At 65.9% G+C, this 22,964-nt stretch carries 26 protein-coding genes; 8 read left to right on the forward strand and 18 right to left on the reverse strand.

What is annotated here, in order from left to right:
* Positions 1-115: 115 nt before the first annotated feature.
* The 3 genes from JOD97_RS22950 to JOD97_RS22960 all read right to left on the reverse strand — a co-directional run bounded on the left by JOD97_RS22950 (position 116) and on the right by JOD97_RS22960 (position 1,252).
* Positions 116-553 carry a DUF962 domain-containing protein gene (locus tag JOD97_RS22950; protein ID WP_209723824.1) on the reverse strand — a complete coding sequence of 146 codons (438 nt, stop codon included), beginning with the start codon at positions 551-553 and terminating at the stop codon, positions 116-118.
* Positions 554-665: 112 nt separating this feature from the next.
* A complete protein-coding gene (locus tag JOD97_RS22955; RefSeq protein ID WP_209723826.1) occupies positions 666-1,061 on the reverse strand; it encodes a PIN domain nuclease in 396 nt (131 codons plus the stop codon).
* The gene (locus JOD97_RS22960; RefSeq protein WP_209723828.1) at positions 1,058-1,252 is read right to left on the reverse strand and encodes a type II toxin-antitoxin system VapB family antitoxin; all 195 of its coding nucleotides are present in this window, start codon (positions 1,250-1,252) and stop codon (positions 1,058-1,060) included. Before JOD97_RS22960 ends, JOD97_RS22955 begins: the two co-directional genes overlap by 4 nt.
* Before the next feature lie 240 nt (positions 1,253-1,492).
* On the opposite strand from JOD97_RS22960, the gene JOD97_RS22965 reads away from it, so the two are divergent.
* On the forward strand, positions 1,493-1,993 hold the full coding sequence (locus JOD97_RS22965) for a DNA-deoxyinosine glycosylase (protein ID WP_209723830.1): 501 nt from the start codon (positions 1,493-1,495) through the stop codon (positions 1,991-1,993).
* A gap of 211 nt (positions 1,994-2,204) precedes the next feature.
* Here JOD97_RS22965 and JOD97_RS22970 read toward each other — a convergent pair whose 3' ends face one another.
* The 9 genes from JOD97_RS22970 to JOD97_RS23010 all read right to left on the reverse strand — a co-directional run bounded on the left by JOD97_RS22970 (position 2,205) and on the right by JOD97_RS23010 (position 9,048).
* Positions 2,205-2,504 (reverse strand): type II toxin-antitoxin system RelE/ParE family toxin, encoded by a 300-nt coding sequence (locus JOD97_RS22970; protein ID WP_209723832.1) that lies wholly within the window; start codon positions 2,502-2,504, stop codon positions 2,205-2,207.
* Complete coding sequence (locus tag JOD97_RS22975; protein ID WP_209723834.1) at positions 2,492-2,776, reverse strand: CopG family ribbon-helix-helix protein; 285 nt, start codon at positions 2,774-2,776, stop codon at positions 2,492-2,494. Before JOD97_RS22975 ends, JOD97_RS22970 begins: the two co-directional genes overlap by 13 nt.
* A 118-nt stretch (positions 2,777-2,894) precedes the next feature.
* Entirely contained in the window at positions 2,895-3,968 is a 1,074-nt protein-coding gene (locus JOD97_RS22980; RefSeq protein ID WP_209723836.1) for an SRPBCC domain-containing protein, read from the reverse strand.
* A complete protein-coding gene (locus JOD97_RS22985) occupies positions 3,965-4,321 on the reverse strand; it encodes a helix-turn-helix transcriptional regulator (protein ID WP_209723838.1) in 357 nt (118 codons plus the stop codon). The genes JOD97_RS22980 and JOD97_RS22985 overlap by 4 nt, the downstream gene beginning before the upstream one ends.
* Before the next feature lie 71 nt (positions 4,322-4,392).
* Entirely contained in the window at positions 4,393-4,653 is a 261-nt protein-coding gene (locus tag JOD97_RS22990; protein ID WP_209723840.1) for a type II toxin-antitoxin system CcdA family antitoxin, read from the reverse strand.
* Positions 4,654-4,722: 69 nt separating this feature from the next.
* Complete coding sequence (locus JOD97_RS22995) at positions 4,723-5,424, reverse strand: GNAT family N-acetyltransferase (protein ID WP_209723842.1); 702 nt, start codon at positions 5,422-5,424, stop codon at positions 4,723-4,725.
* A gap of 16 nt (positions 5,425-5,440) precedes the next feature.
* A complete protein-coding gene (locus JOD97_RS23000; RefSeq protein ID WP_209723844.1) occupies positions 5,441-6,619 on the reverse strand; it encodes a tetratricopeptide repeat protein in 1,179 nt (392 codons plus the stop codon).
* A 330-nt stretch (positions 6,620-6,949) separates the two neighbouring features.
* Positions 6,950-8,170: a DUF2863 family protein gene (locus JOD97_RS23005; protein WP_209723846.1), complete on the reverse strand. Its 1,221-nt coding sequence runs from the start codon at positions 8,168-8,170 to the stop codon at positions 6,950-6,952.
* Between the two features lie 11 nt (positions 8,171-8,181).
* On the reverse strand, positions 8,182-9,048 hold the full coding sequence (locus JOD97_RS23010; RefSeq protein WP_209723848.1) for an HDOD domain-containing protein: 867 nt from the start codon (positions 9,046-9,048) through the stop codon (positions 8,182-8,184).
* Positions 9,049-9,309: 261 nt separating this feature from the next.
* Here JOD97_RS23010 and JOD97_RS23015 point away from each other — a divergent pair, with 261 nt between their 5' ends.
* Positions 9,310-9,897: a DNA-3-methyladenine glycosylase gene (locus JOD97_RS23015; protein WP_209723850.1), complete on the forward strand. Its 588-nt coding sequence runs from the start codon at positions 9,310-9,312 to the stop codon at positions 9,895-9,897.
* Here the strand turns inward: JOD97_RS23015 and JOD97_RS23020 are convergent.
* Positions 9,799-11,472 carry a methyl-accepting chemotaxis protein gene (locus tag JOD97_RS23020; RefSeq protein ID WP_209723851.1) on the reverse strand — a complete coding sequence of 558 codons (1,674 nt, stop codon included), beginning with the start codon at positions 11,470-11,472 and terminating at the stop codon, positions 9,799-9,801. The genes JOD97_RS23015 and JOD97_RS23020 overlap by 99 nt on opposite strands.
* 51 nt (positions 11,473-11,523) lie before the next feature.
* Positions 11,524-11,979: a cache domain-containing protein gene (locus JOD97_RS23025; protein WP_209723853.1), complete on the reverse strand. Its 456-nt coding sequence runs from the start codon at positions 11,977-11,979 to the stop codon at positions 11,524-11,526.
* A 234-nt stretch (positions 11,980-12,213) separates the two neighbouring features.
* Between JOD97_RS23025 and JOD97_RS23030 the strand changes: the two genes are divergently transcribed.
* From JOD97_RS23030 to JOD97_RS23045, 4 genes are all read left to right on the forward strand, one after another.
* Positions 12,214-13,671 (forward strand): KamA family radical SAM protein, encoded by a 1,458-nt coding sequence (locus JOD97_RS23030; protein ID WP_209723855.1) that lies wholly within the window; start codon positions 12,214-12,216, stop codon positions 13,669-13,671.
* 147 nt (positions 13,672-13,818) lie between these two features.
* The gene (locus JOD97_RS23035; RefSeq protein WP_209723857.1) at positions 13,819-15,087 is read left to right on the forward strand and encodes a nitrate/nitrite transporter; all 1,269 of its coding nucleotides are present in this window, start codon (positions 13,819-13,821) and stop codon (positions 15,085-15,087) included.
* Positions 15,088-15,091: 4 nt separating this feature from the next.
* Entirely contained in the window at positions 15,092-15,997 is a 906-nt protein-coding gene (locus tag JOD97_RS23040; protein WP_229264662.1) for a 2OG-Fe(II) oxygenase, read from the forward strand.
* 31 nt (positions 15,998-16,028) lie between these two features.
* On the forward strand, positions 16,029-16,880 hold the full coding sequence (locus tag JOD97_RS23045) for a fumarylacetoacetate hydrolase family protein (protein ID WP_209723859.1): 852 nt from the start codon (positions 16,029-16,031) through the stop codon (positions 16,878-16,880).
* A 216-nt stretch (positions 16,881-17,096) separates the two neighbouring features.
* Here JOD97_RS23045 and JOD97_RS23050 read toward each other — a convergent pair whose 3' ends face one another.
* Entirely contained in the window at positions 17,097-18,428 is a 1,332-nt protein-coding gene (locus JOD97_RS23050; protein ID WP_209723861.1) for an aspartate aminotransferase family protein, read from the reverse strand.
* A gap of 124 nt (positions 18,429-18,552) precedes the next feature.
* Between JOD97_RS23050 and JOD97_RS23055 the strand changes: the two genes are divergently transcribed.
* Complete coding sequence (locus JOD97_RS23055) at positions 18,553-19,107, forward strand: carboxymuconolactone decarboxylase family protein (RefSeq protein ID WP_209723864.1); 555 nt, start codon at positions 18,553-18,555, stop codon at positions 19,105-19,107.
* 367 nt (positions 19,108-19,474) lie between these two features.
* Here the strand turns inward: JOD97_RS23055 and JOD97_RS23060 are convergent, their stop codons facing one another.
* From JOD97_RS23060 to yjgA, 3 genes are all read right to left on the reverse strand, one after another.
* Entirely contained in the window at positions 19,475-20,140 is a 666-nt protein-coding gene (locus JOD97_RS23060; protein ID WP_209723866.1) for an alpha/beta hydrolase, read from the reverse strand.
* A 117-nt stretch (positions 20,141-20,257) separates the two neighbouring features.
* The gene (gene mog / locus JOD97_RS23065) at positions 20,258-20,896 is read right to left on the reverse strand and encodes a molybdopterin adenylyltransferase (RefSeq protein WP_209723867.1); all 639 of its coding nucleotides are present in this window, start codon (positions 20,894-20,896) and stop codon (positions 20,258-20,260) included.
* Positions 20,886-21,485, reverse strand: coding sequence for a ribosome biogenesis factor YjgA (gene yjgA, locus JOD97_RS23070; protein ID WP_209723869.1), 600 nt, complete (start codon positions 21,483-21,485; stop codon positions 20,886-20,888). Before yjgA ends, mog begins: the two co-directional genes overlap by 11 nt.
* A gap of 94 nt (positions 21,486-21,579) precedes the next feature.
* On the opposite strand from yjgA, the gene pmbA reads away from it, so the two are divergent.
* On the forward strand, positions 21,580-22,932 hold the full coding sequence (pmbA, locus tag JOD97_RS23075) for a metalloprotease PmbA (protein ID WP_209723871.1): 1,353 nt from the start codon (positions 21,580-21,582) through the stop codon (positions 22,930-22,932).
* Positions 22,933-22,964 lie beyond the last annotated feature (32 nt).

The following is a 22,964-nucleotide window of genomic DNA, read 5'->3' on the forward strand; positions in this document are numbered from 1 at the left end:
ATTGGGGGTTTGGCGATTTCCAAGTTCTCAAGTCTAGTCCGAATGAACCACAACAACCTATTGAAACATCACAATTAGCGCAGCGTAATCCGCCAAGGCCAAGCGCCGCCAGCGGCTAATAGGCCAGCTTATAGCGCCGATACAGAAACCCCAGCACGAATAGCGGCCCGATCAGCAGAAACCGCAGGTCCTCGAAGAACGACGGCTTCTTGCCCTCGATCTTATGGCCGATGAACTGGCCGATCCACGCCAGCACGAACACCGCCAGCGACAGCGGCAGCACCGCCTGTTGCGGCAGGGCGGCCAGCACGGCGAGCATGACGGCGGCCATCAGCAGCATGCCCACCGCGAAGGGCCTGGACAGCGTGAAGTAATAGCCCAGCGCCGCCAGGGTCACCGCGATGGCGGCCAGCGGATGGATGGCCCACACCAGTCCCAGCAGGGTGAACACGATGACTGGCACGCAGATGAAGTGGATCACTTCGTTGGTCGGATGCAGATGGCTCGCGCTGTACTGGGCGAGCAGCAAATCGATGGTGCGCGGTTGCGGCATGGTGGTCTCCGGCGATTGTTGTTATGTCGCGGTCTGGCCGCCGGTAAATTCTACACCCGATTTTTAGGGTTAGTCGGGCCTATCAATACTGAGTTATAGAGTGATATGGAGATCATGAGAGTGCGGAACGAAGTCCAAGGTAGGTGACGAATGGATCGAAATCCCGGTCGCTGTACAGCAAATGATAGTTGTCCGTGATGCAACGGGTGGCAATCATCGTGTCGATGGTTTTTCGTACCGTGACGCCGAGTGACCGCAATGCACGAAAATTGCTGGCTGCCTGAATCGCCATTGCTCGTCCTCCTAGATCAACCACGATCAGCGAAGTCAGCAGTTTCCTTGCTTGCTTGAAATCACGGTCTGTCCGGAAACCTTGCAGCACCTCAGTCAAAATCAGATCGCCGGTGGCAATAGGTTCGTTGCCCAGTAATGCATTTAGCATATTGGTCTGAGGCGTCGCAATGCCTCTGAAATAGTCAATCCAGACGCTCGAATCAACCAGAATCACTTGTCGATCCGCATTGTATCGAGGTCGCCGTCCCAAGCCAGCTTACCGCGAAATTGGCGTATCTTCTCCTGCTTCTTAAGACGAAGTAAGGTGCGCAATCCAAGCTCTACGACTTCTCGCTTGGTTGTAAGGCCAGTCGCTCGGAGCGTATCTTCAATTAATTTGTCGTCGATCACAATATTGGTTCGCATGATGTGTACAACCAAAGTTAGATCTACACATACTAGTCGCCGCAGACTGGGCATGCAATCGGATTTCTTTCCGGTCTGATGGGTGTCAATTGACCAAAAAAAAATCAATTTGTTGTGGTAGATCCTGTCGGGGCTGATCGGCAAGCCCTCCGCGCTGTCGTATGCTGAACGCTTGCCGCATCTACCGGCGCTCATATTGTGTGCGCAATAGCTGAAACAGGCACGCGGTAAAATACTGGCATGCCCGACGACACTGATTTGACTTCCTCCGCCTTGACCGGCCTCGCGCCCGTGGTCGACGCACGCACGCGCATCCTGGTGTTGGGCAGCTTTCCCGGCGCCGCCTCGCTGGCCGCGCAGCAATACTACGCGCATCCGCGCAATTTGCTGTGGCCGATTTTATCGGCGCTGACCGGCGAGCCGCTCGCCGCGCTGCCGTATGCCGAGCGCTTGCCGCGCCTGCTGGCGCATGGTTTCGGGCTGTGGGATGTGCTGGGCGCCTGCGAGCGCGAGGGGAGTCTGGACTCGGCCATCCGCAAGCCCGCCGCCAACGATTTCGCGCGCCTGCGCGAGTTGTGCCCATCGTTGGAAACGGTCGGCTTCAACGGCCAGACTTCGGGCAAGTTCGCGCCGCAATTCGCGGCCGAAGGCTATCGCACCGTGGTGCTGCCATCGACGTCGCCGGCGCATGCTTCGCTCACTCTGGCACAAAAACTCGAACGCTGGAAAATGCTGTTATAGGCCATTAAGACTCAGTGAAGGTTCCTTCGGCTTGGGCTTTTGGGGTCACGGGCAATCGCAAGCACACGCTCGCGTATGCGCTCTTGCGGCACGATCCCCATCGCAATCGGTTTCATCGGTTTTTTACCTTTGGCAGTCCGCGGGTCAACAGCTGCAAAGAAATCCCCATCAGTTGCTGAGCATCCTTGAATTCGTACGACATGTTAACCGCTCACATATTTTGGCCGTGGAAGCCCGCTTCCCTTTGGTGCCGGATGGCGAGCACCATGATGGTATCGTGTTCCACCTCGTAGGCATAGAGCGCGACATAACCGGTTTTTCCTTGCGAAATTACGAGCTCGCGCAGCCCGGATTCAACCTGCCGGCCGACCAAAGGATGACGGACCAGGATGCCGATGGCTTCATCGATTAAATCTAGTGTCTCAAGCGCATTTATGTTGTTCTTGGAAAGAAAGTCGCTGATGTGTTCGAGATCGGTAAGTGCCTGGTTCGCGTAGATCACTTGCGCCATGGCTTGGCGTCAGGCCTGGTTGTTTGATCGTTGGCCAGGCGTTCGCGCAGATAGGCGCGAACCTCGTTCGCATCGTGTCCCAGCCCGCTCTGCAGCATTTCGGCGCGCGCCGCCTGGGCCTGGGCGATAAATTGTGAGCGCTGCTCGACGGCGTCGGCGGCTTGTCGGATGGCGCCGACCATGAAGGCATGCGTGCTTATCCCTAATTCTTGGGCAGCGGTCGTGGCCCGCTGTTTGAGCTCATCAGGAAGTTTTAGTGATGTAGTTGCCATGGTAGGGCTGCCGTAAAGAGTGAGGTGCTACTAGGGTAGCACTTTTTCAGTTTTTTCCTCAAGCAGTGTTTAAATGGAGGCGTACGTTGACCAGATATCCATCTCCGGCAATGCGCGTCTAATCCGCCGCCGCGAAATGCGCCATCTGGTCCGCATGGGCCTTGACGAACGATGGCCGGGCGGTGGCGCGCGCGACGTAGGCGCCGCAGGCCGGATAGGCCGCCAGGCCGTCGAAACGATCCACCAGGCGCAGCACGTCGGCCATGACGATGTCGGCGATGGAGAACGGCCCGGCCAGCCATTCGCGTCCCGCCAGCACCGACTCCAGATGCTTGAGCCGGAGGTTGAGGAAGCCGTCCAGAAACTCCCAGCCCGGGGAGTCGCCGCCGAAACCCGAGAACTTGAACAGCCCCCACGGCAGGCTCGCCATCTCGACCGAATTGAGGGCGGCGAACAGCCACTCCAGCGTCTGGGCGCGGCCGCCCGGATCGGCGGGCAGTAGCGCGCCGCCACTGCGCTCGCCCAAGTGCAGCACGATGGCGCCGCTCTCGAAGATCGACAGGTCGCCGTCGGTGAGCCACGGCACCTGGCCGAACGGTTGGTGCGAGAAATGCTCGGCGTTGCGGTCGCGGAACGGCACGCTTTGTACGCGGTAGGGCAGCCCGGCTTCTTCCAGCGCCCAGCGCACGCGCAGGTCGCGCACAAAGCCCCTCGGCATGTCGGGCACCCAATCGAAGGTGAACAGGGTCAGCGGCTTGCCCACGGTCAGCTGCTCCAGCAGGTCGAACGCCAAGGTCCAGCCCTGGGCGTGGGCGTCGGCGGCCGCGCGGTCGGGCATGCGCTCGTGCGTGAGCACGATCTCGGTGCCGGCGCTGGCGATGTGGAACTCTACCGTGACCAGCGTTTCGGTGTGGTGCGTGGCGTCGGAGCACCAGGTGAAGACGAGCTTTTTGTTGCGCTCGATGTGGCGGTAGACGCCGTGGTGGCGCAGAGGATTGTTCGGATAGTGCATCACCACCTCGAAGGCGCCGCCCACGCGCGCGTCGACGCTGGCGGTGCTGGGCGCGGTCGTGCCGGGGTGCATCCACTGCGCCAGGCTGTCCGCGTCCAGCCAGGCGTCGAACAGCTCGTCGACGGTCGCCGCGATGGTGCGCTTGACCAAGATGGTGCCGTCGTTTTTTGCCTGTGTCATTGTTTGCTCCCGGGTTTGTCCGTCTTGCGTTTTTTGAGTACGAAGTCTTCCAGCGCCGCCAGGCGGTCGTCCCAGAAGCGGCTGTAGAACGCCATCCATTCTGCCGCTTGCGCCATCGGCGCAGCATTCAGCGATAGCACGTGTTCGCGCCCGTGCACGGTGCGCGTGACCAGTCCCGCGCGCTCGAGGATGCGGATGTGCTTGGAGGTGGAGTTGAGCGAGATCGGAAACGCGCTTGCCAGCTCCGTCACCCGCGCGTCGGACTGCGCCAGCCGCGCCAGGATCGCGCGCCGAGTGCCGTCGGACACCGCCGCGAACAGGTCATCGAGCTGCGTGTTTTTATATTCATCCATAAGGGTGAATATAGGGTGGAGAAAACTCTGAGTCAAGCAGTTCTTACTGAAATGTCTTCAAGCACGGGTCATCAGACGGGCCGCCATTCCCGCAACGCCACGCCTTCCTCTTCCACCAAGCTGTTGTAGGCGGCGAGGAAGTTCGCATGTTGCTCATTCCATTGTTGCTCTTTTCTCGTTCGTATCTCGTCACGCAACCGCTCTTCGCAAAATTGCGAAATATCGATGCCGAATTTTTTTGCATCGAGGTACACATCCATGGCCAGGCTGATACCGGTGGATTTCTTGGAAGGAGTTTTCGCTGTGGACGATACGTAGTTTGCCCGCTTCATGTTGATCTAATGCGCGTCATGAATGTGGGATGTGAGATGAATTATACGCCGCATGAGGCGATCCTCCGTTCAGCCGCCGCTACTTGGATCACCTTCCCGCACCACCACCCGCACCACCGATTCCAGATAATCCTCGAAGCCCATGTCCAGATACAACTGATGCGCCGGGTTGGCGCGCATCACGTGCAGGAACGAGGTGTCGCCGCGCGCCATGTGGCGCCGGATCAGCTTGCCGATCAGTTGCTTGGCCAGCCCGCGGCCCTGGTAGTCCGGGTGCGTGCACACACCGCTGATCTCGCATAGCCCCGGCGCGCGCAGGCGCTCGCCCGCCATCGCCATCAGCCGCTCGCCGTCGAAGTAGCCGAAGTAGTCGCCCAGTTCGATCGTGCGGATGCCGAACGGCCCGGGCTTGCACAAGGTGGCCAGCTCCAGCGCCTGTGGCGCGTGGCGGGCCTGCAGCGGCAGCGCCGCCGGCGCCGGATCGGCGGCCGGCATGGCGCCGCCCCAGACCATGCGGTACATGGTCGTCTCGGCGTCGACGCGCCAGCCGGGCGGGGCGGCGCCGGTCCAGTTTTCGCAGTAGAAGTGCTCGCCCGGCGCGCAGTACGGCAGCAGCGCGTCGAAGTCGGGCGCGGCGCTGTCGGCGAAGGCGAGGATGGGCGAGAAGCCGCTGGTGTAGCGGCGCGCGCCGCCGGCGCCGCTGGCGTGGGCCGCGTGCGCGCCGGTCAGCGTATGCCAGAAAATACGGTCGAGTAGTTCATTGTTTCGCATTGCCGCAAGGGTAGCATCATTTCAGCACCTTGGCCTCGTAGGCGCGGATACGGTCGAGCTTGGCGGCGTACAGGTCGTGGTGGCCGCGCGTGGTGCTGTTCTCCAGCGCCTGCCGCATGTGCTTGTCGGCCTCGCGCAGGTTGCCCAGCTGGTACTGGCTCACCGCCAGCCAATAGTGGAATTCGTGGTAGTCGGGCGCCCGTTCCAGCTCGCGCTCGAACATCCGGCGTGCGCGCACGTAGTCGCCCAGCTTGACGGCCTCCAGCCCCAGGTGGAAGAAGTGGAACGGCGGGTAGGGCTCGAGCTGCGCCAGCCGCGCGCGCACCGTGGCCGCCTCGGCCGGGCGTTGCTGGGTCTCCAGCGTCTGCGCCAGGTTCGACAGGAAGATGGTGTTGTTGGGCGCCTGCCGCAGCGCGTAGCGCAGCGCCTGTTCCGCCTGCGCCGTGTCGCCGTGGTTCTGGTAGATGACGGCCAGCGTGTTGTAGCCGTTCAGGAAGGACGGGTCCGCCTCGACCGACTGCCGCGCGGCCCAGTAGGCGTCGTCGATGCTGCCGGCCGACAGCAGCTCGGCGGCGCGGTTGTTGAGATACATGGCGACGATGGTGTTTTCCTCGAGCAGGCGGGCGCTCTCGCGCGCCTTGGGCGGAATCGGGATGAAGTCCACCGTCAGCGCGTTGGCGTTGTCGATCTGGTAGCCGTCGAGGTAGGAGGTGCGCTTCTTGCCCAGCACCAGGTTGACGTGGTTGCTGGCGAAATACAGGCTGCCGGCGCGGCTCCAGCTTTCCTCCATCTGGATCTGCTGGAACTGCACGGTGAAGTTGAGCTCGCGCGCCAGCGCCGCCGTCATGATCACCAGCGACAGGCAGTTGCCGGCGCGCGCCTCGAAGGTCTGGGCGGCGTTGCGCGTCATGGCCGAATCGTATTCGAGCTTGAGCTGGTCGCGCCGGTACAGCGCGTCGAACAGCGCGCGGCGCGCGTCCGGCTCGCCGCCGCGGCGGGGCAGGTCGTGCTTGAGGTAGTCGCGCATGCGCTCGTTGAGCGCGAAGATGGTGGACGTGTCGATCGGCGCGGCCGGGGCCTTGAACAGCTGGTCGTGGAACAGTTCGGACATCGGCGCGCGCTGCGCCGGCGGTGGGGTGGCGCAGCCGCCGAGCAACAACGCGAGCGCGCACCAGAGCATGGCCCATGGCTTCATGACATGTCTCCCTTTGCTGCGGAGCACAAGGCCGGCGCCGCACCAGGCTGCGGACTCTGTGTTCCGCCTGGGGAAAGTATCTGCCGCTAACCGGGCGCTGTCAACGAGTATCCATGTTGCGTCGCGGGCGGCGCGGTGGCGGATTACGCTGCGCTAATCCGCCCTACGTGGATCCGTGGTTACGCGTTGGACAGTGGCCCCATCCGCCACGCGCCAACGTGGATCCGTCGTTACGCGGCGGACAGCGGCCCCTTCTCGCGCGCGGAGACACGCGGAGACACGTAGGGCGGATTAGGCGGCACGCCGTAATCCGCCACAGGCGCATGAAAACTATGCCAGCGGCCGCACGTCCACCGGCCGCCCTTCGCCGTCGAAGCGCAGCGCCACCGACACCGCCTCGATGCCGATGCTGGCCAGCGCGTCGCGCAGGTCGTCGACTTCCAGCTCGAGGTCGGCGGTGATGTCGAGCGGCTTGTCGCACGTGGCCAGCACCTCCGCGCCGGCCGACAGTTGTACCCGCAGCACCATTTCATCGTCGACATCGCCCGGCGCGATGATGGCGCTGACCTGTTCCGGCGCGTGCGAGGCCAGCGCCTCGTTCAGCTCGGACAGGATGCGCAGCATGTCGTATTCGGCCTGGCCCTGCGCCCGGGCGCCGAAGAACAGGTCCTGGTACAGGAAATTGAGCGTGAGCGCAGCCTCGGCGCCGCGCCCGCGGCCCAGGCAGCGCGCCACCAGCGGCGCGTATTGCTGCGTCCATTTCTGGTAGCGCTCGGCGCGCTGGGCGAAGTGGGCGTCGGCCGCCTTCTCGCCCGCCGGCACTTGGTAGAAGGCGTCGTCGGCGCGCTTGAGCGCGAAGCCGAGCAAAAAGCGCAGCTCGACGGCGCTGTCGTCCGGGCCGAAGCTGGTCGGCGTCCAGCCGCCCGCCATGCTGCGCTCGAGCGCCGGCGCGGCGGCGATCTTTTTCTCGGTCAGCGACTGCGCCGCCTCGCGCACCATGCTGTGCAGCTGGCCGTAGGTGACCCGCTCGAACTCGGTCAAGTCGTAGGCGTGGCTGACCAGCACCACCTTGGCCTTCGGGCTTTCCAGGCCGGCGCCTGTGAAGCTGGCCAGCAGCGCGTCGTAGGCGTCGCCGTCCTGGAAGTCGGCGGCCGGATCGAGGCCGCCGCGGCTGTGCACGAACACCGGAATGGCGAAGGCGTCGATCTCCATCTCGGGTGCGCCCTCGCGCCGCAGCAGCAGGCTGGCGGCGCCTTCCTCGACGGCGTTGCGCAGGTAGCGGTAGCCGTCGACCGATTCGTCGCGCGCCAGTTCGATGGCGCCGTACAGTACCTCGTCCTTGCCCTGGTTGAGCAGCTTGCGCAGTAGGCGCTGGAACTCGAGCGCCTTTTGCGCCAGTTCGGCGCGGGTGCTGTCGGCCACGATGTCGTTATTGAATTCGCCATCCGACAGGTCCAGCGCCAGCGCGCACAGTTCGGTGGTTTGCTGCTCGTCCTTGAGTTCCGGGGAGTTGGCGGATTTGCGCGGTACGGGGCGCTTGTTCTTGGGCATGTAGGTCGGTCTTATCGTTCGTGGTGGAAGGCTTCGTGCAGTTCGTCGAGCAGGTCGGCGGTGTCGTCCTCGGTCAGGCCGAGGTGCTGGCAGGCCAGCGCGCCGCCTTTTTCCCATTCGTAGGACATGGCGCGGCCGTGGAAGCGCTGGATGCCTTTTTCGGCCAGCAGCGACAGCGCCACCAGCGAGCGCACGGCGTCGTCGGTGGCCGGGTCGTCGAGCACGCGGTAGTCGTGGTGCAGCAGGATGGCCCAGGAGACGTCCGGCGACAGCCCCCAGTTGCGCGCCAGCAGGCAGCCGATGGCGGCGTGGTTGGTGCTGTAGCGTTGGTCCTCGACGGCGGTGAACGGGCGCTCGGCGTCGTGGCAGGCGTCGGCGTAGGTGTCGGCGTAGTCGGCGAAGCGGTTCATCAGCAGCGGCACGCCGATGTCGCAGAACAGGCCGAAGGTGTGGGCGATGTCGGGCGGGGCGATGCGCAGCTTGCGCGAGGTGAACACCAGCGCCTGGGCCCGTCGCGCCGACACTTCCCAGAAGGCGTTCAGGTCGGCCTCCTTGCCCTCGATGGCCTGGCGCGCCAGCAGCCCGGTCAGCAGCGCGGCGCACTGGTCGACGCCGAGGAAGTTGATGCCCTGTTCGACCGACTTGGCCTTGCGGGCGGCGCCGAAGAACGGCGAGTTGGCCAGCTTGAGCAGGGCGCCGGACATGCCGACGTCGTTGCCGATGATGCGGGCGATGCGGCGCGGCGACGGGTCGGCCTGGGCCAGCTCGCGCTGCAGGTCGACGAGCAGGCTGGGCCGGGGAGGAATCCGGATGGAGCGCATCAGCGCTTCTTCCACCGCGTTTTCTACTGGCATGGCTGGGGCTGCTACTGTCGTCATGTTATCTTCAGGGGTAAAGGCGGCGCGCGGCAACGGTGACCGCCCGGCGCTGGCAAATGTCGAGGGTATGCATACCCGTCATTATCGCCGCAAGCGCGCGCCGGTAGCGCGAATTTCTCCGGATTTTATTGCTTTCAAGCTACACGGGTGGCGATTTTGTCGTTAAATTTCTGCGCGGGTGACACTTTGATGGCGCTTTGATAACGATTCGCTAGCCCGTCCGTGGTCGCGCGGTCCAGATTGGCATTTACAATATCGCCCATGGACAAGCTTATCGCAGGGATCAATTTCGCCGCGCCGTCGCACGAGGTGGCGCGCCAGCTCATCGGTGTGACGGTGCTGGTCGACGGCGTCGGCGGGCGCATCGTCGAGACCGAGGCCTACGACCGCGAGGAGCCGGCGTCGCATTGCTACATCGGCCGCACGGAACGCAATTTCTCCATGTTCGGCCCGCCCGGACGCAGCTATGTGTACCGCTCGCACGGGCTGCACTGGTGCCTCAACTTCGTCTGCCGCGAGGACGGCCACGGCGCCGGGGTGCTGATCCGCGCGCTCGAGCCGGTGGCCGGGCTCGACATCATGCGCGCGCGCCGCGGCCTGGACGACGAGCGCCTGCTGTGCGCCGGGCCGGGCCGGCTGTGCCAGGCGCTTGGCGTCACGCGCGCGCACAACAACCTGCCGCTCGACGCCGCGCCGTTCCAGCTGTTGCCGGCCGATCAGCCGTTGCCGGGGCGCGAGCCGATCGTGGTGTCAGCCGGCCCGCGCATTGGCATTTCGAAAGCCGTGGAGCTGCCGTGGCGTTTCGGCGTGGCCGGCTCGCGCTTTCTGAGCAAGCCCCTGCGGGCCTGACGGCGCGCCGGCCGCCGCCGTCGGCGGCTCGACCGTGAACACCGACACCGCCTGCGACAGCTGCACCGCCTGTTCTTGCAGGCTCTCGGCGGCGGCCGCCGCCTGCTCGACCAGCGCGGCGTTCTGCTGGGTGACGTCGTCCATCTGGCCGACCGCCTGGTTGACCTCGGCGATGCCCTGCGCCTGCTCTGCGCTGGCGTCGCTGATGCGGGCGATGATGTCGTTGACCTCGCGCACCGAGTCGACGATGGCGCCCATGCGTTCGCCGGCTTGGTGCACCGAGGCGCTGCCGCTGTCGATGGTGGCCACCGAGGCCGCGATCAAGGTCTTGATTTCCTTGGCGGCCGCCGCCGAGCGCTGCGCCAAGGTGCGCACCTCCGACGCCACCACCGCGAAGCCGCGGCCCTGCTCGCCGGCGCGCGCGGCCTCGACGGCGGCGTTCAGCGCCAGGATGTTGGTCTGGAACGAGATGCCGTCGATGACGCCGATGATGTCGACGATCTGGCGCGAGCTGGCGCGGATCGACGTCATCGTCCGCACCGCCTGCTGCACGGCGTCGCCGCCGCGCTGGGCCATCTCGCTGGCGCCGGCGGCCAGCTTGCAGGCCTGCTGGGCGTTGGCGGCGTTTTGCTGCACCGCGTGGGTCAGGCTGTCCATCGCGCTGGCGGTCTGCTCGAGCGAGCTGGCCTGCATCTCGGTGCGGGTCGACAGGTCGAGGTTGCCGCTGGCGATCTCGTGGGCGGCGGTGTCGATCGAGCGCACCGCCGTCAGGATCGTGCCCAGGGTCTGGGTCAGGTTGCTCATGGTCTGGTCGAGCATGCGGGCGGTGTCGGCGATCTCGTCGCGCCCGTCGTTGCGCCGGCCCGCGCCCAGTTTGCCGGCCGCCAGCGCCACGACGACGTCGGCGATGCCGCGGATGTCGCGCAGCATGGCGCCGCGCACGGCCATCGTCACGCCCAGCGACAGCGCGATCGACAGCAACACCACCACGCCCATGGTGGCGCTCATGGCGGCGAAGTCGCCCTTGGCGCGCGCGTGCGCGTCCATGCTGAGCTGCTTTTGCAGCGCCGACAATTGTTCCAGCTCCTCGTTGAGCAGCAGGAACTGCTTCTCGGCCTTGGCCATCGAATTGGTGGCGATGCTCTGGTCCATTTGCGCCAGGTCCATCGTTTCGAGCACGGCCTTGCGGTAGGCCGTCAGCGACACCAGCGCGCGCTCGACGATCTTGCGCTCGGCGGCGTCGCCGCCGGCGTCGGCGGCCAGCCGGCGCAGCTGCGCCTCGATGGCGGCGTGGCGCGCCTTGATCTGCTGGCCCAGCGCGTCGAGCCGGGCCTGCGCGAAGCTGCCGTTGACCCAGGCCAGCAACTGGTAGATGTGGGCGTGCGCGTAGCGCGCCTCGCCGGAGACGTCGGCCGCCGCCTTGAGGCGCGCGGCGCGCACCTGCACCAGGTTTTCCATCGACGCGTTTTGGCGCACCATGCCGTAGTAGCCGGCGGCGGCGGTGACGATCAGCAGCACCAGCACCAGGCCGGGCGCGAGCAGCAATTTGGGTCCAATACGTAATTTCTTCAGCATGTTGCTCTCCAGCTCGGGTGCGCGGACGGCGTGTGGCGGGGTGTGCCGCGATTACTTTTTATAGATGCCCGCTTCCAGCACGGCGTCGCCGACGCGCAGGATGTAGGTGGTCTTCGGCTCGATCTTGCCGGAGGTGGGGTTCTTGTACTGGTAGTCGACCCAGCCGCTGCCCTTTTTGGCGGCCAGCTCGATGATCTCGCGGCGGTATTTCTTGCCGCTGGCGTCGGGCACGTCGGTCAGGTCCTTGCCGACGATGGACGGGTTGATCGGATGCGCCAGCACGATGCCGGTGTTGATGTCGCGCATGTCGACGTACAGCGAACCCTGGACGAAGTCGGGGTCCTTGTCGGTGATCTTCTTCATCATCGCCTCCTTGCCGTTGGCCTTCATGAAGGCGGCGCCTTTTTCGGCCATGGCGATGGCGTCCTTCTGGGTCGGCTCCGAGGCGGCGGCGGGCAGGTGGAGCAGGGCGGCGGCAATGGCGGCCAGGGCGTAGTGTTGTTTCATGGCGGATCCTTGTCAGGTGGGTGGGCTTGCTCCTATGCACTTTACGCCGGCGGCGGTGCCCGGGATTGCGCTGCCGCAAAGTGTGGCCGTATGGAAATGGCGAGCGTGGTTTTATTGCCGCGTGCACCCAGTCCCCAAAAATTTCCATTGGTCACTTGATTTTGGGCAATTTGAATTGCCTGTTGGAGGCCTAGCATGCAGTTTCCGCCACCTCACAAGCGATAGGAAACCGCCATGACCACCGATCTGAATCCGTCCGGGACCCCCAGCGCCGCGCAGGCGCCCAAGTTCAAACCCTTCATCCGCCAGACCATCGCCAACGCGCGCCAATGGGACAGGCTGTCGCCCGATTTGCAGGAGGCGGTGCAGGTGGTGTCGCACGTGCTGCCGTTCCGCACCAACGAATACGTGCTCGACCACCTGATCGACTGGAACAACATCCCCGACGACCCGATCTACCGCCTGGTGTTCCCGCACAAGGACATGCTGCAGGCCGACGACTACGCCCAGCTGCGCGACATGGTGCTGGGCAAGGCCAACCCGGCCGCGATGGCCGAGCTGGTGCGCAAGATCCGCCTGCGCATGAACCCCCATCCGGCCGGGCAGATGACGCACAACGTGCCGCGCGTGAACGACGCGCCGGTCAAGGGCCTGCAGCACAAGTACAAGGAGACGGTGCTGTTCTTCCCCAGCGCCGGCCAGACCTGCCACGCCTATTGCACCTTCTGCTTCCGCTGGCCGCAGTTCGTCGGCATGGACGACATGAAGTTCGACGCCCGCGAGTCGCACGAGCTGGCGGCCTACCTGAAGCTGCATCCGGAGGTGACCGATGTGCTGATCACCGGCGGCGATCCGCTGATCATGAACACCCGTTCGCTCGAGGCCTATATCGAACCGCTGCTGGTGCCCGAGCTGGCGCATATCCAGAACATCCGCATCGGCACCAAGTCGGTGGCCTACTGGCCGCAGCGCTTCGTCACCGACCGCGACGCCGACGATTTATTGCGCCTGTTCGAGCGGGTGGTCGCCAGCGGCAAGAACATGGCCATCATGGGCCACTACAACCACGCGGTGGAGCTGCGCCCGGAGATCGCCCAGCACGCCGTCAAGCGCATCGTCGGCACCGGCGCCACGCTGCGCATGCAAGGCCCGCTGATCCGCCACATCAACGAGGACCCGAAAAGCTGGGCCGAGTTGTGGCAGACCGGCGTGCGCCTGGGGGCGATTCCGTACTATATGTTCGTCGAGCGCGACACCGGCCCGCGCGAGTACTTCGAGCTGCCGCTGGCGCGCGCGCACGAGATCTTCCAGGAGGCTTACCAGATGGTGTCGGGCCTGGCGCGCACCGTGCGCGGGCCGTCGATGAGCGCCTTCCCCGGCAAGGTGGTGATCGACGGCGTGGTCAACATCGCCGGCGAGAAGCTGTTCGCGCTGCAGTTCCTGCAGGCGCGCAATCCGAACTGGGTGCGCCGCCCGTTCTACGCCAAGTACGATCCCAAGGCGACCTGGATGGATCATTTGAAACCGGCCTTCGGCAAGGACAAGTTCTTCTTCGAGGAGGAGGGCGGCAGCCGCAGCGAGTACGGCGCCGAGGCGCCCGGCCAGCGCAAGGTGATTCCGTTGATCTCGGCGCGGCAGGAGGCGGCCGCCGCCGCCGCGGCCTCCGGCTGCACCGAACCGAACGCCGCATAGGGGTACGCCATGCTGACCAGGGAACGGACGCGGACGGGCGCGCGCGTGGCGCCATCCTTGACCCGCACCGCGGCCACAGGGGGCGGACCCCGTGCGGCGTCCGACCCCGCGCATTCGGGGTGCGGGGTGGGCGCGCCGGCGCCGTCCATGTCGCGCGGCGCGGTGTTCGTGCTGGTGTTCCTGCCGTTCGCGCTGGGGCACTATCTGTCGAGCCTGATGCGCACCGTGAACGCCACCCTGGCGCCGCAACTGGTGGCGACGCTGGCGCTGACGCCGGGCCAACTGGGGCTGCTCACCAGCGCCTTCTTCTTTTCGTTCGCGCTGGTGCAGCTGCCGGTGGGGATCGCGCTCGATCGCTGGGGGCCGGCCAAGGTGCAGCTGCCGATGCTGATGGTGGCGGCGCTGGGCGCGCTGGCCTTCTCGGGCGGCACCAACTTCACCGAGCTGCTGGTGGCGCGCGCCGTCATCGGCCTGGGCGTGGGCGGCTGCTTCATGTCGGCGGTGAAGGCGATATCGACCTGGATCGCGCCGTCGCGCATGCCGTCGGTGCAGGGCTACCTGATCGCCGTCGGCGGCCTGGGGGCGGCGTCGGCCACCTTGCCGGTGCGCCTGGCGCTGCACTACACCGACTGGCGCGGCCTGTTCATCGGCCTGGCCGTGGCGGCGCTGGGCACCGGCCTGCTGATCCGCGCGCTGGCGCCGCCGCATCCGCGGCCGTCGTCCGCGCCGCGCGCGCCGGTGTTGACGGCCATGCGCGAGGTGTACCGCCATCCGGCCTTCCGCGAGGTCGCTTCGCTGGTGCTGATACCGCACACGGTGTTCTTCGGCATGCAGGGCCTGTGGATCAGCCGCTGGCTGACCGACGTCGCGCGCTTTTCGGAGGAGGCGGTCGCCTACCTGCTGTACCTGGGCATGGCGGCTATCATCTTTGGAGCCATCGCCGTCGGCATGATCACCGAATGGGCCGGGCGCCGCGGCGTGGCGCCGATCAACGTGGCGGCGGCCGGCGTGGGGCTGTTCATCCTGGTGCAGCTGGGCTTCGTGTGCAACTGGTCGCCCAGCTTCCAGACCTTGTCGGTGCTGTTTACGCTGGTCGGCACGGTGACCGGCATCGAGTACGCGATCGTCGCGCAAAACCTGCCCGGCACCCTGACCGGACGCGCGGCCACCTGCCTGAACCTGCTCATTTTCCTGGGCGCGTTCGCGGTGCAGGCGGGCTTCGGCATGCTGGTCGGCTGCTGGCGGCCCAACCTGCTGCAGCAGTATCCGGCCCAGGCCTACCAGGCCGGCTTCGCGGCGCTGGTGTTGTTGCAGGCGCCGGGATTGTTGTGGTTCGTGTGGCGGCGCTGGAGACGGCCGGCCGGTTCCGGTAGAATGGACCTCCATTCCGGCAACCCGGCGACCAGCCTTCCATGACGCGATGACCAAAGTTCAACCGGCCAAAAACGACCTTAACGTTTTCACATCCCTGCCGAAGACCTGGCAGGATTGGATCAACGAGAACCTGGCGCGCGCCTGCAGCCCGCTGGACATGGCCAACAGCATGGCGCGCTCCGGCCAGCACAGCATGGCCGTGGCGCGCGCCGCCATCGACGAGGCGCTGCGCATGCGGGCGGCGGCCGACGGCGGCGCGGCCGCCGAGCCGGCGGACAGCGTGTTCGTGGCGCCGCAGCAGATGCCCTACATCGATATCGAGCGTAATCGCGTGGCCGCACCGGACCGCGAGGTGGAGCTGTTGTTCGTGCTCAAACAGCCGCAGGTCATCTTGCTGGGCAATGTGCTGAGCATGGAGGAGTGCGACGCCATCGTCGCCCACTGCGGCACGCGCTACACCCGCTCGACGGTCACCGGCGAGGCCGACGGCGCCAGCGTGGTGCACGAGGGCCGCACCAGCGAGATGGCCTTCATCCAGCGCGGCGAGGCCGAGGTGGCCGAGCGCATCGAGCGCCGGCTGGCGGCGCTGGCGCACTGGCCGGCCGAATGCGGCGAGCCGTTCCAGCTGCAGAAGTACGGCAGCACGCAGGAGTACCGGCCGCACTTCGACTGGCTCGATCCGGACAGCGGCGGCCACCGCAGCCACCTGCAGCGCGGCGGCCAGCGCCTGGCCACCTTCATCCTCTACCTGAGCGACGTCGAGCAGGGCGGCGGCACCGTCTTCCCCGGCATCGGCCTGGAGGTGTTCCCGAAAAAGGGCAACGCGCTGTGGTTCCTCAACACCGACGCCAACCACCAGCCGGACCGCCAGACCTTGCACGGCGGCGCGCCGGTGGTCAGCGGCACCAAGATCATCGCCAACAAATGGTTGAGGCAGGGCCGCTACGGTTAGAATGTCGCGGACATCTTAACCAAGGAACTGTATGAGACTTGTGCGTTACGGCCGTCCCGGCAAAGAAAAACCTGGCCTGATCGACGACGAAGGCAAGCTGCGCGACCTGTCCGGCGTGATCGACGATATCGGCGCCGAGCAGCTGTCGCCCAAGGCGCTGCGCAAACTGGAAAAGATCGCGCAGGCGTCGCTGCCGCTGGTGCGCGGCAATCCGCGCTACGGCGTGCCGCTCGCGCGGGTGGGCAAATTCATCGGCATCGGCCTCAATTATTCGGACCACGCGGCCGAAATCGGCATGCAGCCGCCCAGGGAGCCGGTGGTGTTCATGAAGGCCGTCACCTGCATCAACGGCCCGGACGATCCGGTGATGCTGCCGCAGGGGTCGAAGAAGACCGACTGGGAGGTGGAGCTGGGCGTGGTGATCGGCACGCGCGCGCAGTACGTCAGCGAGCAGGACGCGCTCAAATACGTGGCCGGCTATTGCGTGGTCAACGACGTCTCGGAGCGGGCCTTCCAGCTGGAGATGGGCACGCAGTGGGACAAGGGCAAGGGCTGCGACACCTTCGGCCCGATCGGCCCGTGGCTGGTGACGCCGGAGGATATCTACGACGTGCAAAAGCTCGACCTGTACCTGGATTTGAACGGCAAGCGCATGCAGACGGGCAGCACCGGGACGATGATCTTCCCGGTCGCGCAAATCATCAGCTATCTGTCGAAGTTCATGACGCTGGAACCGGGCGACGTAATCGCGACCGGCACGCCGCCGGGCGTGGGCCAGGCGCGCAAGCCGCAGCGCTTCCTGAAGAAAGGCGACACGCTGCGGCTGGGCATCGCCGGCCTGGGCGAGCAGCAGCAGGATGTTATCGCCTGGCAGGCGCGGTAGGCCGTTGTCGCATCGCGTTGGCGGCGCTTGGCGGATTACGCCGTTCCGGCTAATCCGCCCTACGTGGATATCCGGCCACGTCGAGATGGTGGCCGATACATAGGCCGCCGATGGCCGACACGTGCGCGTAACCGTGGAAACACGTAGGGCGGATTAGCGCAGCGTAATCCGCCACGGCGCCGCCGGCGGCGCGTGACGGAATGCGCCGCCGCACCGTCACAACACGCTGGTGAACGCCCGCTTGACGGCCTCGCCGAGACGGCTGGTGATTTCGGCCAGCTCCGCCTCGGTGCTGGTGAACGGCGGCGCCAGCAGGATATGGTCGCCCAGCCGGCCGTCGATGGTGCCGCCCATCGGATAGACCATCAAGCCGACCGCCATCGCCTGGTCCTTGATGGCCGCGTGCAGCTTGAGCTGCGGATCGAACGGCTCCTTGCTCTCTCGGTCCTTGACCAGTTCCATGCCGATGAACAGGCCGCGGCCGCGGATGTCGCCCACGTACGGATGCTCGCCGAAGGCCTCGCGCAGCATGCGCCGGAAGCTGGCGCCGCGCACCGTGACGGCGCCCAGCAGGTTATCGCGCTGTATCACCTTCTGCACCGCCAGCGCGGCGGCGGCGGCGATCGGGTGGCCCATGTAGGTGTGGCCGTGCTGGAAGGCGCCGCTGCCCTCACGCAGGCGGGTGACGATGTGTTCGCGCGCCAGCACCGCGCCGATCGGCTGGTAGCCGGCGCCCAGGCCCTTGCCCAGCACCACCAGGTCCGGCAGCGCGCCCTCCTGCTCGAACGCGTACAAGGTGCCGGTGCGGCCCATACCGCACATGACCTCGTCGGCGATCCACAGGATGCCGTACTGGTCGCACAGCTGGCGCACGCCGCGGAAGTAGCCGGGCGTGGGCGGCACCGCGCCGGCGGTGGCGCCGACCACCGTCTCGGCGCAGAAGGCGATCACGCGCGACGGCCCGGTCTCCAGGATGCGCGCCTCGAGTTCGCGCAGCAGGCTATCGGTATAGTCGTCGACGCTCTGGTCCTTGGGGCGGTGGCGGTATTCGTAGCAGGGCGACACGCGCGGCACGTTCATCAACAGCGGCTCGAATGGCCGGCGGCGCCACTCGTTGCCGCCGATGGCCAGCGCGCCGAGCGTGTTGCCGTGGTAGCTCTGGCGGCGGGCGATGAAGACGCTGCGCTCGGTGTCGCCGGCCTCGACGAAGTACTGGCGCGCCAGCTTGAGCGCCGTCTCCATCGCCTCCGAGCCGCCGGAGACGAGGTAGACGTGATCGAGGTCGCCGGGGGCGTCGTTGGCCAGGCGCGTGGCCAGTTCCTCGGCCGGTTCGCAGGTGAAGAAGGCGGTGTGGGCGTAGGCGTTGCGGTCGATCTGGGCGTGCATGGCGGCCAGCACGTCGGGGTGGCCGTGGCCCAGCGACGAGACGGCGGCGCCGCCGCTGGCGTCGAGATAGCTGTTGCCCGCGCTGTCGCGCACGGTCAGGCCGGAGGCGCTAACGGCCAGCGGCGGCGGGCGGCGCAGATTGCGGTGGATGATGTTGCTCATGGCGTCCTTTCTGGCGGGGGGAAGAGTGTGACCGACAGCAGAAGATAGCGCCGATCGGCTTGTATTCCCTTGATAAATGCCGGAACATAAGTAAATAGTTTCCCAAAGCCACAAGGACAATGATATGGACGATCGACTGGGACCGATTCCCTTTGCACAGATGAGCGCCAGCCAGCAGGTGGCGGCGCAGGCGGTGATCGACGGCCCGCGCGGCGCGCTGTACGGGCCGTTCGTGCCGCTGATCCGCAGCCCGGAGCTGATGGCGGCGGCGCAGCGCATGGGCGAGTACCTGCGCTACCGCAGCGCGATCGGCACGCGGCTCACGGAGTTGGCGATCCTGGTGACGGCGCGCCAATGGAGCCAGCAGGTGGAATGGGCGATCCACGAGCCGATCGCGCGCTACCACGGCATCGCCGACGAGGTGATCGCGGCGATCGCGGCGCGGCGGCGGCCCGAGGGCATGGCGCCGGACGAGGCGCTGGTGCACGACTTCTGCGTGATGCTGCACCAGCGCCAGCGCATCGACGACGACACGTATGCGGCGGCGCTGGCGATGTTCGGCGAGCACGGCGTAGTCGATTTGATGGGGATCAACGGCTACTACACATTTCTGGCCATGGTGATGAACGCTTCGCAGACCGAGGTGCCGGCGTCGGCGGCCGTGCCGCTGCCGGAGTAACTCCGGGGTCAGGTCCACCATTTCTACACGAGCCCGGCCGTATGGGGCATGGGCAGCGTGCGGGTCGTCCAGGTTCGTTATTTGGAGGTATCCGTTGTGGGGTGCTATCCCAATTTCGCGGAGTCCGGCCGAGGCACGCATCAGCTCGTGTAGAAATGGTGGACCTGACCCTAATGCCGTGTGACCCTAATGCCGTGACCCTAATGCCGCTAAGTTAAGCGGGGATCGGAATCACGTAGGGCGGATTAGCGCAGCGTAATCCGCCAAGCGCCGTCGGCGGCTCATGGCGGATTACGGCGTTCCGCCTAATCCGCCCTACGCAAATCGTCTTAACTTAGCGGCATTAGGACCTGACCCCGGAGTTGCTTTAGAGGATGCGCTTGAGCCAGGCGCTGATGTCGACGATTTCTTGCTGGCACAGCGAGTGCTGCATCGGGTACTCGTGCCATTCGACGTCGTAGCCGAGCTGCTTTAACGCGTCGCGCGATTGTTCGGCGCGCGCCAGCGGTACCACCGGGTCCATGCGGCCGTGCCCCATGAAGATCGGCGTGGCCAGGCTTTCCCTGGTGTGCTCGGCGCCGGCCTTGGCGGCGATCGGCAGGTAGCCCGACAGGCACATCATGCCGGCCAGCTTGTCCTTCTGCCGCAATCCCGTTTGCAACGTCATCGCCGAGCCTTGCGAGAAGCCGGCCAGCACGATGCGCGAGGTCGGGATGCCGCGCGCGTTCTCGCGCGCGATCAACGCTTCGACCTTCAGCTGCGAGGCGCGCAGCCCCGCTTCGTCCTCCTGCCGGCCAAGGTCGCTGGCGACGATGTCGTACCACGAGCGCATCACGTAGCCGCCGTTGACCGTCACCGGCATCGTGTCGGCGTTGGGGAACACGAAGCGGATCGGCGGCAGCCCGCGCAAATCGAGCTCCTGCGGCATCGGCGCGAAGTCGTTGGCGTCGGCGCCCAGGCCGTGCATCCAGATGATGGCGACGCTCGGATTGGCGCCGGTTTCTTTTTCGATCGTTTGCAGCAGCGTGCTCATGGGGCTCCTCGGGGATGCGGATAGTCGTTGGCAGAAATATAGCAGGCCGGCCGCGCCGGCGCCGCCCAGCAAACGGCGGCGCGTGCGCGCGGTGGCCATGGCGATGGGCGTATGGCGTCAGGCCGCCGGCTGCGGACGCAGCGCGGATTTGGGGCGGAACGCCTTGCACACGGCCGGATCGGTTTCCATGTACGGACCGCCGATCAGGTCGACGCAGTAGGGCACGGCGGCGAAGATGCCGCCCACCAAGGTGGCGCCGTCGGCGTCTTTCAGCCCGCCCAGCGTTTCGGCGATGGCCTTCGGCTGGCCCGGCAGGTTCATGATCAGCGCCGCGTGGTCGGGCGTCTCGCGGATCACCGCCGTCTGCCGCGACAGGATCGCGGTCGGCACGAAGCGCAGGCTGATTTGACGCATTTGTTCGCCGAAACCGGGCATTTCCCTGGTGCCGACGGCCAAGGTGGCCTCCGGCGTGACGTCGCGCCGCGCCGGGCCGGTGCCGCCGGTGGTGAGCACCAGGTGGCAGCGGTCGATGTCGACCAGGTCGGTCAGGGTGGCTTCGATCAGCGCCCGCTCGTCGGCGATCAGGCGGGTTTCAAGGCGGTAGGGAGTGGTCAGCGCGCGCGCCAGCCATTCCTCCAGCGCCGGAATGCCCAGGTCTTGATACACGCCGCCGCTGGCGCGGTCCGAGACCGACACCAGCCCGATCACCAGCAACTGGCCCGGGTCGACGCTGACGTCAATGTCCTTACTCGTCATCTTGCTCGCTGTCGTCTTCGTCGCCGTCATCGGCGGCCGGTTTTTTCTTCTTGCCCTCGATCTGCTTGAGGATCTGGAAGATCTCGCGGTAGGCCTTCGGCGGCTTGTTCTCGGCCTGCTCCTTGCGGGCGTTGCGGATCAGGGTGCGCAGCTGCTGCACGTCCAGTTCCGGGTTCTCCTCCAGCAGCACGGTCAGCGCCTTGTCATCGGCAAGCAGCTTGTCGCGGCGCCGTTCCAGCGCGTGCATGGCGGCCGTCTCCGACTTGGAGGCGCCCTTCCAGCTGTCGATGGCCTTCTGGATCTCGGCCACTTCGGCCTCGTCGAGGGTGCGCATCTTCTTGCCGACGAATTGCATCTGGCGGCGGCGGCCCTCGTGGTTGGTGATCTGCTGGCACTCGAGGATGGCGTCGCGCACGTCCTCGGGCATCGGCACGCGCTTGACGCGGTCACGCGCCGCCTCGACCAGCGTTTCGCCCATTTTCTGCAGGGCGTCGGACTGGCGCTTCATCTCGGATTTGGAAGGGCGTTCGTATTCTTGCTCGAATTCGGTGGAGCTGAAGCCGACCGCGCCGCGATTTGGATTTACCATAATATCAACTTTCGGTGGGGCGTGTACCTGCCCCTGTAAACTGTAAACGACTGCTATGATAACTGTTTTAGCGGCCACCCGAAGAAAACAGCCCATGAGCGATCCCCATTTCACCCACACCCAGGACCAGTTGCAGCAGCTCGCCCGCGATGTGCTGGCCTTCGCCAAGGCGCAGGGCGGCACCGATTGCGCCGTCGAGATCAGCGAAGGCAGTGGGCTGTCGGTGTCCGTCCGCAAGAGCGAGATCGAGACGATCGAGCAAAACAAGGACAAGGGCATGGGCGTGACGGTGTTCATCGGCCAGCGCCGCGGCAACGCCAGCACCTCCGATTTTTCGCCGGCGGCGCTGAAGGCGACCGTGGAGGCGGCCTACAACATCGCCCGCTTCACGGCCGACGACGATTGCGCCGGCCTGGCCGACGAGGACATGCTGGAGCTGGCGCCGCGCGACCTGAAGCTGTTCTATCCGTGGGACCTGAGCACCGAGGGCGCGGTGGCGCTGGCCCGGCGCGCCGAGGCGGCGGCGTTCGACGTCGATCCGCGCGTGACCAATTCCGAGGGCGCCAACGTGCATGTGCAGCAGTCGCATTTCGTGTCGGCCAATTCGCGCGGCTTCATCGGCGGCTATCCGTTCTCGCGCCATACGCTGTCGGTGGCGCCGATCGCCGGCAAGGGCGCCGGCATGCAGCGCGACGACTGGTATTCGTCGGTGCGCGACGCCAGCAAGATGGCGTCGCCGGAGGCCATCGGCCGGTACGCGGCCGAACGCGCGCTGGCGCGCCTGAACGCGCGCACCATCGCCACGCGCACTTGTCCGGTGCTGTTCGAGGCGCCGCTGGCGGCCGGTTTGCTGGGCGCGTTCGTGCAGGCGACGTCCGGCGGGGCGCTGTACCGCAAGTCGAGCTTTTTGATCGATTCGCTGGGCAAGCAGGTGCTGCCCAAGCACGTGCAGATCACCGAGGATCCGCACATCATCGGCGGCGTCGGCTCGGCGCCGTTCGACGAGGAGGGCGTGCGCACCGTCAAGCGCGACGTCGTCAAGGACGGCGTGGTGCAGGGCTACTTCCTGTCGACCTACACGGGGCGCAAGCTGGGCATGAAGACCACCGGCAACGCCGGCGGCTCGCACAACCTGGCGCTGACGTCGACCCTGACCAGGAACAGCGACGACTTCGTGGCCATGCTCAAAAAGCTGGGCACCGGCCTGCTGGTGACCGAGTTGATGGGCCAAGGGACCAACTACGTGACCGGCGACTATTCGCGCGGGGCGTCCGGCTTCTGGGTCGAGAACGGCGTGATCCAGTATCCGGTCGAGGAGATCACCATCGCCGGCAACATGAAGGACATGCTGGCGCAGATCGTCGCCGTCGGCGCCGACACGCTGGTGCGCGGCACCAAGGAAACCGGCTCGATCCTGATCGAGAGCATGGTGGTGGCGGGCGGCTGAGCCATACGCCGAAGCGCCCGCCGCCCCGCGCG

It is taken from the genome of Duganella sp. 1411, from assembly GCF_017833525.1.
Taxonomy (GTDB): Bacteria; Pseudomonadota; Gammaproteobacteria; order Burkholderiales; family Burkholderiaceae_D; genus Rugamonas.

Coding starts and splice junctions, on each gene's coding strand:
- JOD97_RS22950 (WP_209723824.1), bottom strand. CDS start 553: ATGCCGCAACCGCGCACCATCGATTTGCTGCTCGCCCAGTACAGCGCG.
- JOD97_RS22960 (WP_209723828.1), bottom strand. CDS start 1,252: ATGCGAACCAATATTGTGATCGACGACAAATTAATTGAAGATACGCTC.
- JOD97_RS22965 (WP_209723830.1), top strand. CDS start 1,493: ATGCCCGACGACACTGATTTGACTTCCTCCGCCTTGACCGGCCTCGCG.
- JOD97_RS22970 (WP_209723832.1), bottom strand. CDS start 2,504: ATGGCGCAAGTGATCTACGCGAACCAGGCACTTACCGATCTCGAACAC.
- JOD97_RS22975 (WP_209723834.1), bottom strand. CDS start 2,776: ATGGCAACTACATCACTAAAACTTCCTGATGAGCTCAAACAGCGGGCC.
- JOD97_RS22980 (WP_209723836.1), bottom strand. CDS start 3,968: ATGACACAGGCAAAAAACGACGGCACCATCTTGGTCAAGCGCACCATC.
- JOD97_RS22985 (WP_209723838.1), bottom strand. CDS start 4,321: ATGGATGAATATAAAAACACGCAGCTCGATGACCTGTTCGCGGCGGTG.
- JOD97_RS22990 (WP_209723840.1), bottom strand. CDS start 4,653: ATGAAGCGGGCAAACTACGTATCGTCCACAGCGAAAACTCCTTCCAAG.
- JOD97_RS22995 (WP_209723842.1), bottom strand. CDS start 5,424: ATGCGAAACAATGAACTACTCGACCGTATTTTCTGGCATACGCTGACC.
- JOD97_RS23000 (WP_209723844.1), bottom strand. CDS start 6,619: ATGAAGCCATGGGCCATGCTCTGGTGCGCGCTCGCGTTGTTGCTCGGC.
- JOD97_RS23005 (WP_209723846.1), bottom strand. CDS start 8,170: ATGCCCAAGAACAAGCGCCCCGTACCGCGCAAATCCGCCAACTCCCCG.
- JOD97_RS23010 (WP_209723848.1), bottom strand. CDS start 9,048: ATGACGACAGTAGCAGCCCCAGCCATGCCAGTAGAAAACGCGGTGGAA.
- JOD97_RS23015 (WP_209723850.1), top strand. CDS start 9,310: ATGGACAAGCTTATCGCAGGGATCAATTTCGCCGCGCCGTCGCACGAG.
- JOD97_RS23020 (WP_209723851.1), bottom strand. CDS start 11,472: ATGCTGAAGAAATTACGTATTGGACCCAAATTGCTGCTCGCGCCCGGC.
- JOD97_RS23025 (WP_209723853.1), bottom strand. CDS start 11,979: ATGAAACAACACTACGCCCTGGCCGCCATTGCCGCCGCCCTGCTCCAC.
- JOD97_RS23030 (WP_209723855.1), top strand. CDS start 12,214: ATGACCACCGATCTGAATCCGTCCGGGACCCCCAGCGCCGCGCAGGCG.
- JOD97_RS23035 (WP_209723857.1), top strand. CDS start 13,819: ATGTCGCGCGGCGCGGTGTTCGTGCTGGTGTTCCTGCCGTTCGCGCTG.
- JOD97_RS23040 (WP_229264662.1), top strand. CDS start 15,092: ATGACCAAAGTTCAACCGGCCAAAAACGACCTTAACGTTTTCACATCC.
- JOD97_RS23045 (WP_209723859.1), top strand. CDS start 16,029: ATGAGACTTGTGCGTTACGGCCGTCCCGGCAAAGAAAAACCTGGCCTG.
- JOD97_RS23050 (WP_209723861.1), bottom strand. CDS start 18,428: ATGAGCAACATCATCCACCGCAATCTGCGCCGCCCGCCGCCGCTGGCC.
- JOD97_RS23055 (WP_209723864.1), top strand. CDS start 18,553: ATGGACGATCGACTGGGACCGATTCCCTTTGCACAGATGAGCGCCAGC.
- JOD97_RS23060 (WP_209723866.1), bottom strand. CDS start 20,140: ATGAGCACGCTGCTGCAAACGATCGAAAAAGAAACCGGCGCCAATCCG.
- mog (WP_209723867.1), bottom strand. CDS start 20,896: ATGACGAGTAAGGACATTGACGTCAGCGTCGACCCGGGCCAGTTGCTG.
- yjgA (WP_209723869.1), bottom strand. CDS start 21,485: ATGGTAAATCCAAATCGCGGCGCGGTCGGCTTCAGCTCCACCGAATTC.
- pmbA (WP_209723871.1), top strand. CDS start 21,580: ATGAGCGATCCCCATTTCACCCACACCCAGGACCAGTTGCAGCAGCTC.